The sequence below is a fragment of the Mesorhizobium sp. NZP2298 genome (assembly GCF_013170825.1).
Classification (GTDB): Bacteria; Pseudomonadota; Alphaproteobacteria; order Rhizobiales; family Rhizobiaceae; genus Mesorhizobium.
In genome coordinates this window covers 5685164-5698819 of the sequence record NZ_CP033365.1, presented here as the reverse complement: position 1 = coordinate 5698819, position 13656 = coordinate 5685164, and the positions used below count along the sequence as shown (strand labels likewise).

Annotated in this window: 15 protein-coding genes; 7 read left to right on the top strand and 8 right to left on the bottom strand. The window is 64.7% G+C overall.

Annotated elements, in window-relative coordinates:
* Positions 1-14: 14 nt before the first annotated feature.
* From EB231_RS27580 to EB231_RS27560, 5 genes are read right to left on the bottom strand one after another with little or no spacing between them, the layout of a single operon-like run.
* Complete coding sequence (locus EB231_RS27580; RefSeq protein WP_172351588.1) at positions 15-1319, bottom strand: NAD(P)/FAD-dependent oxidoreductase; 1305 nt, start codon at positions 1317-1319, stop codon at positions 15-17.
* The gene (locus tag EB231_RS27575) at positions 1316-2299 is read right to left on the bottom strand and encodes a branched-chain amino acid ABC transporter permease (protein ID WP_172351587.1); all 984 of its coding nucleotides are present in this window, start codon (positions 2297-2299) and stop codon (positions 1316-1318) included. The genes EB231_RS27580 and EB231_RS27575 overlap by 4 nt, the downstream gene beginning before the upstream one ends.
* Positions 2296-3204 carry a branched-chain amino acid ABC transporter permease gene (locus EB231_RS27570; RefSeq protein WP_172351586.1) on the bottom strand — a complete coding sequence of 303 codons (909 nt, stop codon included), beginning with the start codon at positions 3202-3204 and terminating at the stop codon, positions 2296-2298. The genes EB231_RS27575 and EB231_RS27570 overlap by 4 nt, the downstream gene beginning before the upstream one ends.
* Positions 3201-3950: a branched-chain amino acid ABC transporter ATP-binding protein gene (locus EB231_RS27565; RefSeq protein WP_172351585.1), complete on the bottom strand. Its 750-nt coding sequence runs from the start codon at positions 3948-3950 to the stop codon at positions 3201-3203. Before EB231_RS27565 ends, EB231_RS27570 begins: the two co-directional genes overlap by 4 nt.
* A complete protein-coding gene (locus EB231_RS27560) occupies positions 3947-4747 on the bottom strand; it encodes an ABC transporter ATP-binding protein (RefSeq protein ID WP_172351584.1) in 801 nt (266 codons plus the stop codon). The genes EB231_RS27565 and EB231_RS27560 overlap by 4 nt, the downstream gene beginning before the upstream one ends.
* A gap of 126 nt (positions 4748-4873) precedes the next feature.
* On the opposite strand from EB231_RS27560, the gene EB231_RS27555 reads away from it, so the two are divergent.
* The 7 genes from EB231_RS27555 to EB231_RS27525 all read left to right on the top strand — a co-directional run bounded on the left by EB231_RS27555 (position 4874) and on the right by EB231_RS27525 (position 10849).
* Positions 4874-5608, top strand: a complete 735-nt coding sequence (locus EB231_RS27555) for a GntR family transcriptional regulator (protein WP_172351583.1) — start codon at positions 4874-4876, stop codon at positions 5606-5608.
* A complete protein-coding gene (locus tag EB231_RS27550; protein WP_172351582.1) occupies positions 5605-6087 on the top strand; it encodes a DUF3830 family protein in 483 nt (160 codons plus the stop codon). The genes EB231_RS27555 and EB231_RS27550 overlap by 4 nt, the downstream gene beginning before the upstream one ends.
* A gap of 1 nt (position 6088) precedes the next feature.
* Positions 6089-6442 (top strand): TIGR04076 family protein, encoded by a 354-nt coding sequence (locus EB231_RS27545; RefSeq protein WP_172351581.1) that lies wholly within the window; start codon positions 6089-6091, stop codon positions 6440-6442.
* On the top strand, positions 6439-7494 hold the full coding sequence (locus tag EB231_RS27540; protein ID WP_172351580.1) for an aldo/keto reductase: 1056 nt from the start codon (positions 6439-6441) through the stop codon (positions 7492-7494). Before EB231_RS27545 ends, EB231_RS27540 begins: the two co-directional genes overlap by 4 nt.
* Positions 7491-7922 (top strand): DUF4440 domain-containing protein, encoded by a 432-nt coding sequence (locus EB231_RS27535; RefSeq protein WP_172351579.1) that lies wholly within the window; start codon positions 7491-7493, stop codon positions 7920-7922. The genes EB231_RS27540 and EB231_RS27535 overlap by 4 nt, the downstream gene beginning before the upstream one ends.
* Before the next feature lie 49 nt (positions 7923-7971).
* Positions 7972-9231, top strand: coding sequence for an ABC transporter substrate-binding protein (locus EB231_RS27530; RefSeq protein ID WP_172351578.1), 1260 nt, complete (start codon positions 7972-7974; stop codon positions 9229-9231).
* 214 nt (positions 9232-9445) lie between these two features.
* Positions 9446-10849, top strand: a complete 1404-nt coding sequence (locus EB231_RS27525) for an FAD-binding oxidoreductase (RefSeq protein WP_172351577.1) — start codon at positions 9446-9448, stop codon at positions 10847-10849.
* A gap of 15 nt (positions 10850-10864) precedes the next feature.
* On the opposite strand, the gene EB231_RS27520 is transcribed toward EB231_RS27525, so the two are convergent.
* Genes EB231_RS27520 through EB231_RS27510 form a run of 3 tightly spaced genes read right to left on the bottom strand, consistent with a single transcriptional unit; the run spans position 10865 to position 13634 of the window.
* Positions 10865-11665: an ABC transporter permease gene (locus EB231_RS27520; RefSeq protein ID WP_172351576.1), complete on the bottom strand. Its 801-nt coding sequence runs from the start codon at positions 11663-11665 to the stop codon at positions 10865-10867.
* Positions 11662-12534, bottom strand: a complete 873-nt coding sequence (locus EB231_RS27515; protein ID WP_172351575.1) for an ABC transporter permease — start codon at positions 12532-12534, stop codon at positions 11662-11664. The genes EB231_RS27520 and EB231_RS27515 overlap by 4 nt, the downstream gene beginning before the upstream one ends.
* The gene (locus EB231_RS27510; protein ID WP_172351574.1) at positions 12531-13634 is read right to left on the bottom strand and encodes an ABC transporter ATP-binding protein; all 1104 of its coding nucleotides are present in this window, start codon (positions 13632-13634) and stop codon (positions 12531-12533) included. Before EB231_RS27510 ends, EB231_RS27515 begins: the two co-directional genes overlap by 4 nt.
* Between the last annotated feature and the right edge of the window lie 22 nt (positions 13635-13656).

Sequence of the window (13656 nt, the reverse complement as noted above, 5' to 3'; positions counted from 1 at the left end):
CACGGCCAGGCACGCTATCCAGCCTCGTCCATTCGGTCGCGCAGCATGCTCCAGCCAAGCAGCATGTTGGGCGCGTGCCGTAGCAAAGCGTGAAAGGGGATCGGTGCCGGCAGCGCAAAGGGCAGCGGCAGATCACGCGCCTCGGTTCCGGCGGCCCAGTCCGCCAGCACCTTGCCCATCGCCGTCGTCATGGCAATGCCGCGTCCGTTGCAGGCACGACCGGCGATCAACCCTGGTCCAAGATCCAGAAGGTGCGGCAGGAAATCCGGTTCGACCGCTGCCATACCCGACCAGCTATAGGCAAGCGGCGGCAGGTCAGGCAAATCGAGATGCCGGGCGAGCCGCCGCCAGATCGCTCGCGGCACGCGCGTATCGGCGCCGGCGTTCAGAATATGCATGCCGCCGCTGATCAACCGGTTCTCGGCATCGAAGCGGAAGGTGAAGAGATTGCGCCTGGTGTCGCCGACGCCTTGCCCGCCGGGGAGTAGACGCGTGCGCACCTCGCGCGGCAGGGGCCCGGTTGCGATCTGGAAGACCTTCAGAGGAATATAGGTCCGTTGCAGCAACGGATTGAGCGACCCGCCATAGGCGTTGGTGGCGACCAGCACCTTGCCGGCACGCACCGAGCCCGATGGCGTTTTCAGCGACCAGCCATCGGCCACACGATCGATCGAGGCAACGCGCGTCCGTTCGAAGATCCTCGCGCCGGCCTTCTCCGCCGCATCGGCGAGCCCGTGCGCATAGGCGACCGGATTGAGCACGCCGCCCGAACGATCCATCCAGCCGCCGACATAGCCACGCGCGCCAGTCAGCGCCGCGACGGCCTGCTGATCCAGGGTAACGGCTGGTCGGCCGCGCCGTGCCCATTGCCCGGCGCGCGATTTGACCTTCTCGAAAGCTGCCGCTGAATGCGCCGGCTGGATCCAGCCGTTCTGCACGGCGCCGCAGTCGATGCCGTGCCGCCGGATCAGGTCGAAGACGAGGTCGGCGCTGCCGGCGGCAAGGTCGATCAGGCGTTCACCGCGCTCGAAGCCGAGATGTGCAAGGATGTTGTCCGGGTCCATCTTGGCGAAGTTCGGCACGATGAAGCCGGCATTCCGGCCGGTCGCCCCCCAGGCGATGATTTCGGCTTCCAGGACCGCGACGGAAAGCCCTTTCCCCGCGGCATGCAATGCGGTTGAGAGGCCGGAAAAACCGCCGCCGACAATGGCAAGGTCCACATTGATCTCGCCCTGTAGTGGCGACCTCTGGCGGCGGTCGCGGCTGACAGCGTGCCAGAGCGAAACGCCATGTGCCTCCCGCCGGGTCATGGCATTCATGAGCCGGAGCTGCCCTTGGTCGCGACCGCCTTCGCTCGCTTGTCCAGGCGTGGCCGCCGTGGCCTGTCGCCGAACAGCCCGTTCGGTCGGATCAGCAGGATGACGCAGAGCATGACTCCGATGGCGACGATCTGCAGCGAGGCCGCGCGTGCCTGCTGCTCGGGCGCAAACAACACGCTGGTCAGCGTGCCCGATCCGGCCCAGATCCCCCATACCAGGATGCTGCCGATGACGGCGCCGAGATTGCTGCCCGAGCCGCCGACGATCAGCATGACCCAGACCTGGAAGGTCAGGATCGGCAGATAGTTGTCCGGCGCGATGAAGCCGGTGAAATGCGCCTGCAACGCACCTGCCAGCGCCATGATGGCGCCGCCGACGGCAAAGGCCTGGACGCGGTAGAAACGCGCGCTCTTGCCGAGCGAGATCGCCGCTCGCTCGTCCTCGCGCAGCGCCTTCAGCACGCGTCCCCACGGGCTGCGCGCCAGATGCTCAAGTGCGAGATAGGCGATCAGCGTCACGACGCAGACGACGGCGAGGTTCGACAGGTTGAACAGCAGCGGCGTCTCGGCAAGGCCGCCTAAGGGACGCGGAATGAAGCCGATACCGAACGGCCCGCCGGTCAGCTTCTGCGCATTGAGCGCGACCAATTGCACGACGACGGCGACACCGAATGTGGTGATCGCCAGATAGTCGGACCTCAGCCGCAATGTCGCCATGCCGGTCAGGGCGGCGGCGATGCCGCCGACCACCATGGCGCCCAGCCAGCCGACCAGGATCGGCAGACCGAAGCCACCCAGCCGTGCCGCATCATCCGGTGTGGTCAGCAAGGCCGAGGTGTAGGCGCCGATGGCGACGAAGCCGGCGAGGCCGACATTGAACAGGCCGGTCAGCCCCCACTGCAGATTGAGCCCCAGCGTGACCAGCGAAAAGATCAGTGCGGTGGTCAGGAAGAAGGCGCCGTAACCAATGAGATCGATCATCTTTCCCGAACCCCGAAAAGGCCGATCGGCCGCACGAACAGCACCGCCATCAGGATGATGAAGGAGACGGCGGCGCGCCATTCGGCGCCGATCAATTGCACCGCCCCGGCTTCGGCGAGCCCGATGATCAGGCCGCCGAGCACGGCGCCCGGGATGCTGCCGATGCCGCCGAGGATGGCCGCTGCGAACATCGGCAGCAGCATGTCGAAGCCCATGAACGGGCGGATCTGCACCAGGATGCCGATCATCACGCCGGCGACGCAGGCCAGCGCCCCGCCAATGATCCAGGTGACGCGCACCACGCTGGCGACGTCGATGCCGACGATGCGGGCCAATGCTGCGTTCTGACTCAATGCCTGCATGGAGCGGCCGGTCTGCGTGCGCGTCATCAACAGATGCACGCCGAGCACGAGTATGGCGGTCAGCAGCAGCAGAGCGATCTGGTCAGGGGTGATGCGAATGCCGAAGCCGACCGGCATGGCGATCTGGATCGCCCGGCTGAAATAGGTCGGCCGCGAGGTGAAGGTGAATTCGAGCAGGCTTCTGAGCGCCATCGAGGCGCCGAAGCTCGCCATCACAACGATGATGGCTTGCCCTTGCGAGCGCAGCCGCGAAAACAACACCTTGTCGAGCAGCAGCGCCAGCAGCGCGGTGAAGGCCATGCCGACGACCAGCGCAACCAGAAGCGGCCAGCCGAAGGACAGCGGCGCGATGGGTGCTACCTTGCCGAAAGTCGCACCAATGGCGCTGACGACGGCCAGCGTTGCATAGGTGCCCCAGGCCATGAAGTCGCCATGGGCGAAATTCGAGAAGCGCAGGATCGAATAGGTCAGCGTCACGCCGATGGCGCCAAGGCCGATCATCGAACCGGTCAGCAGTCCATCGACGACAAATTGGAGGCTCATGCCGTGCCTCCCTTGCCGGCGTGAGAAGGGCGCTGGCCGAGGTAGAGTTCGGCGACCACAGGATCGTTCCACAGTTCGGAAGCAACACCCTCGTGTCGGTCCTTGCCTTCGACCAGCACATAGGCCCGGTCACCGATGGCCAGTGCCGCCTTGGCGTTCTGTTCGACCAAAAGGATGGTGACGCCGGACTTGCGGATGCCGGCCAGCATCTCGAACACCATCGACACGAATTTCGGCGACAGGCCGGCCGACGGCTCGTCCAGCACCAGCACTTTGGGATGGACGATCAGCGCCCGGGCGACTGCAAGCATCTGGCGTTGTCCGCCAGAGAGGTTGCCGGCGGCGGTGCGGCGCTGGCGGACGAGGTCAGGGAACGCGGCGTACATCTCCTCGATACGGCCGGGGATTTCGCGCCGCTCGAGGATGCCGCAGGCAACCCTGAGATTGTCCTCGACCGACATCAGCGGAAAGATGTTCTCGGTCTGCGGCACGAAGGCCAGGCCAAGCCGAACCATGGTGTGGGCGGGCGCGGCGGTGATGTCCTTGCCGTCCAGGAACACCCTGCCACCGGTGATCGGGACAAGGCCGGCGATCGCCTTGATGAAGCTCGACTTGCCGGCGCCGTTGGGGCCGAGGACGACGACGATCTCGCCTTTTCTGACGATGATCGAGGCGCCGCGCACGATCGGCACGCCAGGCTCGTAACCGGCTTCGAGGTCGCGCACGTCGAGGACGGTCTCGCTCATGCGGTGCCCCCGAGATAGGCCTCGATGACACGCGGGTCGCGGGCGACTTCTTCCGCCGTGCCTTCGCTGAGCAACTGGCCGCTCGCCATGACCAGCACGCGGTGACAAAGTCGCGTCACCATGTCGATGTTGTGTTCGATCAGCAGGAAGGTGATGCCACGCGCGTTGATGTCGCGGATGCGGTCGATGATGACTTCCAGCAGCGTCGCGTTGACGCCGGCCGCCGGTTCGTCGAGCAGGATGATCGCCGGGTCGGCCATCATGACGCGGGCGAGTTCCAGCAGCTTGCGCTGGCCGCCGGACAGCACACGCGCCGGCTCATGCGCGAGGTGGGTGAGGGTGACGAGTTCCAAAAGGTCCAGCGCCTTTGCCCTGGCCGCTTCTTCCTGCGCCGCCACCCGCCACGGCGTGACGAAGTTGGCGAGCAGCCTTTCGCCGGCCTGGCCCTGCGCGGCCAGCATGATGTTTTCGATCAGTGTCAGATTGGGCAGCGGGCGCGGGATCTGGAAGGTGCGGCCAAGCCCACGGCCGATGCGCAGATGCGCGGCTTCGCCGGAGACGCGCACGCCGTTGATAAGGATGTCGCCGCTGGAAGGCAGAATACTGCCGGCAAGCAGGTCGAACATCGTTGTCTTGCCGGCGCCGTTCGGCCCGATCAGGCCAAGGATCTCTCCCGCTTTGACGTCGAACGAAACATCGTTGACGGCGACAAGGCCGCCGAACCGTCTGACGACGTTGCTTGCTGTCAGAACCGACGCACGGGCCTCCTGCCCTTGGCGCTCCGCTGCCTCGCTCATCAACCCTCTGGCCGAAGACGGTCGTTGCCGTCTCCCTATTTTTGATTTGTGATCACACTTGCGTTGATCACGCTATTCGGCTTTAATTTCGTCCGCAAGCCGAAAACCGGCCAAGAACGGGATTCCATGCAAAAGGCTGCCATCGAAAAGAACAACGAGGCGATCGCTGCCCAGCTTGCTCCGGTCGGCCGCGAAACCGTGCAGGACCGTGTCTATTCGGAATTGCGCCGCGCCCTGATCGGCGGCCTGTTCGAACCGAGCCAGGTGCTGACCATCCGTGGGCTTGCCGATGCACTGGTCACGTCGACCATGCCGGTGCGCGAGGCGCTTGGCCGGCTGATCACGGAGAAGGCACTCGAAGCGCTGCCCAACCGCTCGGTGCGTGTGCCGCCGATCACGCTGGAACGGCTCGACGATCTCCTTCGGGCCCGCATCCTGATCGAGGGTGAGGCGATCGCGCTGGCGGCCGCCCGCATGGGTTCGCGCCAGATCGCCACTATCGAGACCATTCTCGGCGAATGGGACGAGATGCGGGCGCTGAAGCACAAGAAGGATGTTGATCGCGAAGTGACGCTTAACCAGAGCTTTCATTTCGAGATCTATCGCTGCTGCGGCTCGGCGGTGCTGATCCCGATGATCGAGAGCCTGTGGCTGCAATCGGGGCCATGCATCCGCGTCGCCATCTATGCATTCTCGGAGGCCGGCGAGGTCGACACCGCCCATTATCACCGTCGCATCGTCACGGCGCTGGCCACGCAGGATGCACAGGCAGCGCGCGAGTCGCTGGTCGCTGACATCAGCCGGCCTTTCACCTTCCTGCGCAGCAAGCTGCAATCGGCCGCCTCGAAAGATCAGACATGACCGCCATCAGAATCACCGAGCCACGCTCGAAGCTTGCGGTCATGGCGCTGTTGCTGCCCGAAAAGGCGCCGGAAAACGCTGCCTTTCTCAAGGCATATCTCGGCACGCCGCGTGTCGTTCCGGGCATCCACGCCATGTGGACGGGACCGGAAATTTCCTGCCCGGTTCCCGCTGCCGATATCGAGGGGCAAGCCTATGCCAGGCCATTGCCTGCGGAGAACGCGACGCTGACGCCTCAGCCCGGCGACATCGTGCTGTCCTATGTGCCGCCGCGCATGTGGGGCGGCAATCCCAATGCCATCTTCGACATTGGTCTGTTCTATGGGCAGGGCGCGCGGCTTCTGTTCCCGATCGGCTGGCTGGCCGGCAGCGTGGTGGCGCAAGTGCGCGCCGAAGAGCGCGATCAGTTCGCCGCCGCATGCGGGCTGATCCGCCGCAACGGCACCTGCGACATCACCTTCAGCCTGGTGGAGGCCTGACATGGCCGACGACGGTTTCGAACTCTTCGACCTTCGCGTCGAGGCGGTCATCCCCGAGGGCAAGCCGATCTATTGCGGCGCCAAGGCTGGAGACTATTTCGAACTCAAGGGCGAGATGCTGTCGATGCCGGCGGGGCAGGGTTTCTCGATCTACTCGCTTGCCGCCGTGCTTCCGCTGCTGGCCGCAAAGCAGCGGCCAACCCATCCAAATGACTGGATGACCTCGGACGCCGAGATCGCCTGTCCCGATCCCAATTGCGCTAGCCGGCTGCGGATCGTCAGGCTTGCCAAGCGGCGGTTCAGCCATGCCGAGACCACGGCCGTGCCGCTGCCGAAGGAGGATAAGCATACATGACCGCCAAGACCTTCGAACTCGGCCCAGGCTACACGATCTCCCGCGTCATTCGCGGCGGCTGGCAACTCGCCGGTGGGCACGGGGCCATCGACCGCAGCCAGGCGGTGACCGACCTGATCGCCACCTTCGACGCCGGCATCTGGACCTATGACTGTGCCGACATCTACACCGGCGTCGAGGAACTGATCGGCGCCGCCCGCTTGAGACTGGCCAGCGAACGGGGCCTCGATGTCGCGGCCAGGATGAAGGTACACACCAAGCTGGTGCCCGACCTCGAAAGGCTGACCAGCATCAGCCGGGATTACATCAGGGGCATCGTCGACCAGTCGCTGCGGCGGCTGAAGACCGAGCGTCTCGATCTCGTGCAGTTCCACTGGTGGGACTATGACCAGCCTCGTTATGTCGAAGCGATGGGCTGGCTCGACGAGCTTCGCCGGGAGGGCAAGGTGCGCAATCTCGGCACCACCAATTTCGACACGCCACGGCTCGCCGAGATTCTCGCCGCCGGCATTCCGCTGGTCAGCCAGCAGCTGCAATATTCCGTGCTTGACCAGCGGCCCGCTCACAGCCTCGCCGCGCTTGCGAAGACAAACGGCGTCAGCTTCCTTTGCTACGGTTCGGTGGCGGGTGGCTTTCTCAGCGACAAGTGGCTCGGCGTGGCCGAACCCGCCACGCCGCTCGAAAACCGCTCGCTGGTCAAATACAAGCTGATCATCGACGATTTCGGCGGCTGGGACCTGTTCCAGCAACTGCTCCAGGCGTTGAAGGCCGTCGGGGATCGCCACGGTGTCGACATCGCCACCATCGCCAGCGCCTGGGTGCTCGAGCAGCCGCAAGTCGCCGCGGTTATCGTCGGCGCCCGTAACCAGGCGCATGCCTTGGCTAACGCGGGCATCATGGATGTCGCGCTCGATGTCGATGACCGGGCCAAGATCGCGGCCGTGATCGCGCAAGGCCGAGGCCCCCTGGGCGACGTCTACACGCTGGAGCGTGACCGCCACGGCCGCCACGGCTCGATCATGCACTACAATCTCAATGCAGGCCGCACATGAGCGCCACCAACGCGACGCTGTTTTCGCAGGCCAGCGCCGAGGTCGTCGGCCTGCATCGCTTCTTCGTCGACTGGTTCGTCGCCACGCGCGCTGACACGGTGGATTTCACGCGCTTCGAGCGTGCCATGGGCGAGGGCTTCAGCATGGTCGCACCGGACGGCAAAGTGCTTGATCGCGCTGCTGTCGTCGATCATGTCCGCTCCAGCCGCGCCACGTGCGATGACGGCTTCGCCATTTCGATCGAGGACATCCGGCCCGGTTGGCGGGATGCGGACACGATTGTCGTCTTCTACGTCGAGGCGCAATTGCGTGGCGGCAAGCACACCCGCCGCCAGTCGAGCGCCGTCTTCACCTCCAGTTCATCGGCGCCCAACGGTGTCGAATGGCGGCATCTGCATGAAACCTGGCTGCAGATGCCGGAACGCTGAACACGCTCCAGAGATCAAATTATTGCCTGACAACTCAAGGGGAACAACAATGAGAAAGACAATACTCCAACTCACCACCGCGCTCGCTCTCGTCACAATGGCGGGCGCCGCGCAGGCCGCCGATTGCAAGATCACCGTCGGCCTCGTCATGGAACTGACCGGCCCGGCCGGCGAATACGGCCAGGCCGGTGCCAAGTCGGTCGAAATGGCCTTCCGCGACATCAACGAAGCCGGCGGGGTACGCGGCTGCGACCTTGCGACCGATACGCGCGACAGCCAGAGCCAGGGCAATATCGCGGTCGACGCCGCAACCCAGCTGGTTCAGGTCAAGAAAGTGCCGGTCATCATCGGCGGTATTATCTCCTCGGTGTCGATCCCGATCCTGACCTCGGTGACCGCACCGGCCAAGATCGTCCAGGTTTCGCCGGCATCCTCTTCGCCGACGCTGACCGCACTCGGCCGCGACGGCAAGACCAACGGCATCTTCTTCCGTACCATCACCTCGGATGCGCTGCAGGGTGTCGCCGCCGCCAAATACGCCATCGACAAGGGTTTCAAGAAGCTGTCGATCATTCACGTCAACAACGACTTCGGCGTCAACATGGTGGCCGAATTCTCGCGCGCCTACAAAGCGCTCGGCGGCACCATCGTCTCCGACACGCCCTACAACGAGAAGCAGTCCAGCTATGCCTCGGAAGTGACGGCGGCGATGGCCGGCGAGCCGGACGGGCTCTATCTCGTCAGCACGCCGGTCGACGGCGCAACCGTTGCCCGCACCTGGATTTCGCAGGGCGGCGTGCAGAAATTCCTGCTCAATGACGGCATGAACAGCCCTGATTTCATCGAGTCCGTCGGCGCCGACTATCTGAAGGACGCCTATGGCACGTCGTCGGGAACCAGCCCGACCGCCTCCACCGACTATTTCATGAAGAACTACAAGGAATTCTCCGGCATCGAGCCGTCCAATCCGGCGGCCGACCGCTCCTATGATGCCGGCGCTATCGTCGGCCTCGCCATCGCCATTGCCGGCTCCGAGGATCCGGCCAAGATCAAGGACGCGATGTACAAGGCGGTCGACCCGGCCGGCACGCCGATCTTTGCCGGCAAGGAGGAGTTCGCCAAGGCGCTCGGCCTGATCAAGGACGGCAAGCCGATCCGCTACGAAGGCGTCATCGGCCCGGTCGCCTTCGACAAATATGGCGACATCACTGGCCCGTTCCGGCTGTGGAAGATCGTCGACGGCAAGGTGACGACCGATGGCGAAATGACCACCGACGACGTCAACGCGCTGCAGGCCAAGCTTCAGTGAGCTGGAAACAGTGCTTCCGGCATCAATCGCATCTTGTCGCGACTGATGCCGGCATCGCTTGGGGCAGGCCGATATCGCTTGCACGGCAAGCGATCAAGAATAGGATCGGCCGGCTGCAATTGAAGGATGGCGAGCGTGTCGGATCGAATACTCATCGGCCCGTCCGATCAATGGATGCAGACGCTGTGCTTCGCCACGCAAGCGCCTGATCCCGATGTCGCCTGAAACGGAACGACTTCTCTCCGCGCTCGGTGATCGGCTGGGCGCGGGCGGCGTGCTTGCCGGCTCCGATGTCGAACAACGCTATCGCGACGATCCAGACGGCAAGCTGGGCGTGCTGCCCGAAGTGGTGCTGCGCCCGCGCGATACCGTCGGTGTCGCGGCGGCACTCGCCGGGTGCAACGCTCTCGGCCAGCCGGTCGTCGTCCAGGGCGGACGCACCGGGCTGGCCGGCGGCACACGCGTCCAGCCGGGCGAGATCGTGCTGTCGCTGGAACGCATGAGCGGCCTCGCCGCGCCGGACGCTCAAGCCGCCACCATCATCGCTGAAGCCGGTGCGACGCTGCAGGCTGTGCAGGAGGCGGCCGATGGTGCCGGGCTGATGTTCGGCGTCGATATCGGCGCGCGCGGTTCGGCCACGGTCGGTGGCAACATCGCCACCAATGCCGGGGGCATCCGTGTGCTGCGCTACGGCATGTACCGCGCGCAGGTGCTGGGACTGGAGGCCGTGCTTGCCGACGGCAGCGTGCTGTCCTCGCTGAAGGGTCTGCCCAAGGACAATTCCGGCTACGACCTCGGCCAGCTCTTCATCGGCGCTGAAGGGACGCTCGGCGTCGTCACCCGCGCCGCGCTCAGGCTACACCCGAAGCCGGCCTCCGAGGTGAACGCCTTCTGCGCGCTCGCTTCGCTCGATGCGGCGATCGCCCTGCTTGGGCTGTTGCGGCAAAAGCTCGGCCCGTTATTGTCCGCCTATGAGGTCAACTTCGCGCCGCTCTATGACCTCATGGTTGGCAGCATGGCGATGCCGGCGCCGTTGCCGGCCGGCTCACCGGTCTATGTGCTGGCCGAGATCCAGGGCAGCGAGCCCGAACGCGACAGCGAGCGCTTCGCGGAAGTCCTGATGCAGGCGGTCGAGGATGGCGTGGTCGACGATGTCGTGGTCTCTCAGTCGCCGCGCGAATTCCGGGCGCTGTGGGACGTGCGGGAAGACGCCAATCGCGTCCTGTTTTCGATCAGAGGCCTGATCGGCGTCGACATCAGCATCCCGCTGGCACGGATGGGGACGTTCCTGCAAGAAGCGGAGACCGCGATCCGCGCCTTTGACCCCAACGCCGAGATCTATGTCTTCGGCCATCTCGGCGATGGCAATCTGCACTATCAGGTGCGCACTGCCGATCCGGCGGCGGCCTACGGCATCATCTATTGCGGCGTGGCGGTGGCGGGCGGCGGCGTTTCAGCCGAGCACGGCATCGGCCTCGACAAGAAGCAGTGGCTGCATCTGGTTCGCAGCGACGCCGAGATCGCCACGATGCGGCGGCTGAAGATAGCTCTAGACCCGAAGAACATTCTTAACCGGGGGCGTGTCTTCGATCTCGATCCGACGACCTTCGCACGATGACGGGTCTCCGATAACTCAGGTGCGTTCCGTCGCCATCTGCCTGGGGATCAGAAAGCGGGCGGCGAGCACGCAGAGCAGCACGGTGAACATCAGGATCAGCGCCACCAGCGCATTGATGTCGGGTGAGAAGCCGAGCCGCATCATCGCCCACAGCCTGACCGGCAGCGTGCTTTGCGTGCCGGTGACCAGGATGGTGATCATTGTCTCGTCGAACGATAGCGCGAAGGCCAGGATAGCGCCGCCGACCATCGCGCTCGACAGGTTCGGCAGGATGATGCGCCAGAAGGTCTGCCAACCGGTGGCGCCCAGGTCGTAGGACGCTTCGACCAGCGTGCGGCTCATCGACTGCAGGCGCATCAGCACGGTTCGGTAGACGATCGCCAGCACGAAGACCGTATGGCCGATGACGACTGTCAGCAGCGTGCGCTCGAGACCGATCTCGCGGAAGAAGATCAGCAGCGCCAGGCCGCTGATGATCGGCGGCATCAGGAAGGGCAGGAAGATGATGAACTGCAGGACCGAGCGTCCGGAACGGCGGCCGTGATAGTAAAGCGCCAGCAGCGTTCCGCTGACCACCGAGAGGATGACGGTGCAAACGCCGACGATCAGCGTGGTGCGCAGGGCAGCCAGGATGTCGTCGTTCCCGGCCAGCGCCCGATAGGTCGAGAGGGTGGGCGACGACCAGTCGACATCGCCATGCGAGATGGTGAAGAACGACGACACGATCGGCACGAACAGCGGGCTGTAGAGCAACACCGCGACCAGCGTTGTGATCGCGGCCAGGAAGATGGTGGAGGGCCGGGGCAGGGCGCTCATATCGACGTCCCCCGGTTGCGTCCGAACCGTTCGCCGATGAGGATGGCACAGATCACCACGATCGCCAGCGCCACCGACAGTGCCGCGCCGAACGGCCAGTTATAGGCCGTGCCGAACTGGCTGTAGAGGATGCGCCCGAAGGTGAAGCCGCTGATCCCGCCGACCATTTGCGGCGTCAGGAAGTCGCCGATGGCCAGCACGAAGACGAAGCTCGCCGCCGAGGCGACGCCGGGCAGGCTGAGCGGCAAGGTGATGCGCAGGAACGTCTGCAAGCGGCTGGCGCCAAGATCATCCGAGGCGCGCAGCAGGGTCTGGGGAATGCGCTCCAGCGACAGGAAGATCGGCAGGATGGCGAAGGGGATCAAAAGCAGGCTCAGCGTCAACAGGATGGCGTTCATGTTGAAAACGAAAAGTGTCGACGGCTGCTGCAATATGCCGAGCGCCACCAGCGCCTTGTTGAGGAAGCCGTTGAGGCCGAGGATGCTGCGGATCGCGTAGATCTTGATCACGTAGCTCATCAGCAGCGGCACCAGCAGCAGCATCAGCAAGGCATAGCGCCACCGCCCTCTAAGGGTCGTCAGGAAATAGGCCGCGGGATAGGCGAGCAGGATGCAGATGACGGCCACCGACAAACACAGCACGATGGTGTTCCAGAACACCGGCTGAAAGATCGGGTCGGTGAAGAACCTGACATAATTGCCGAGCGTCGGCGCGTAGACGATCGTGCCCTGGTCGACGCTGAAGAAGCTGTAGACCAGGAAGATCGCCAGCGGCACGAGCACGAAGATCACAGGCAAGGCGAAGGCCAGCACCGTCACCAGCAGCGACAAGCGCCTTTGTGGGGGCTGTGTCGTGGTGGCCGCGCTCATGCCAGCACCAGGTGGCCTTCATGCGGCGCAAAGCAGAGCGAGACCGTTTCGCCGGATTTCAGCGCGCTGCCGCCGATCCGGCTCGGCATGCGCAGCCGCAGGCGTTGCGCGGCATTGTCGGCACCCGAGGCGATTGTGGCGACGGTCGACGACCCGGCAAAGGCCACGTCCGCGATGGTGCCGGAAAAGCGGTTGCCGCTGTCCTTGGCGTCGGCAAGATGCAAGGCTTCGGGACGGAACGCCGCGAAGGCGCCGGCACCATCTGGCGCGGCTTGTAAATGCGGCAGACCGCCGATCGAACAGACAAGGCGCCCAAGCGCGGTCTCGATCGATCGCAGGTCGCCCTGGACGGGACCGAGTTTCCCGGCCACCAGATTGTTCTCGCCGAAGAAGCGCGCCACGAACTCGCAATTCGGCTTGTAGTAGAGGTCGTGCGGCGTGCCGATCTGGCGGATATGCCCCGCCTGCATGACGCAGATCCGGTCGGCCATGCCGATCGCCTCCTCCTGGTCATGGGTGACGAACAGGAAGGTGGTCTTGATCTCGCGCTGGATGGATTTCAGGAACTCCTGCATCTGCCGGCGCAATTCAAGGTCCAGGGCCGCGAGCGGCTCGTCGAGCAGGATCAGGCGTGGCTGGCAGATCAGCGCGCGGGCGAGGGCGACGCGCTGGCGCTGGCCCCCGGAAAGCTGTGCCGGGAAGCGGTCGGCGAAACGCCCGAGCTGCACCAGTTCCAGCGCCTCCGCGACACGGCGCGCGATCTCCTTGCGCTGGATATGGCGCACCGAAAGCCCGTAGCCGACATTGCCGGAAACGGTCATGTGCGGGAACAGCGCATAGTCCTGGAACACGGTGTTGAACGGCCGCTTGTTGATCGGCATGCGGCTGATGTCCCGGCCGTCGAGGCGGATCTCGCCCGATGTCAGAGGCTCCAGCCCGCCGATCAGCCGCAGGACGGTCGTCTTGCCAGAACCCGAAGGCCCGAGCACGGTCAGGAACTCACCGTCCTTGATCGACAGGTCGATATCGTGCAGCACGGGAACCGTGCCGTAGGATTTCGAGACGGACCGCAGCGTCAGCAGGTCGGTGTTCTGGTTCATGATATGGTCTCGCATACGCTGC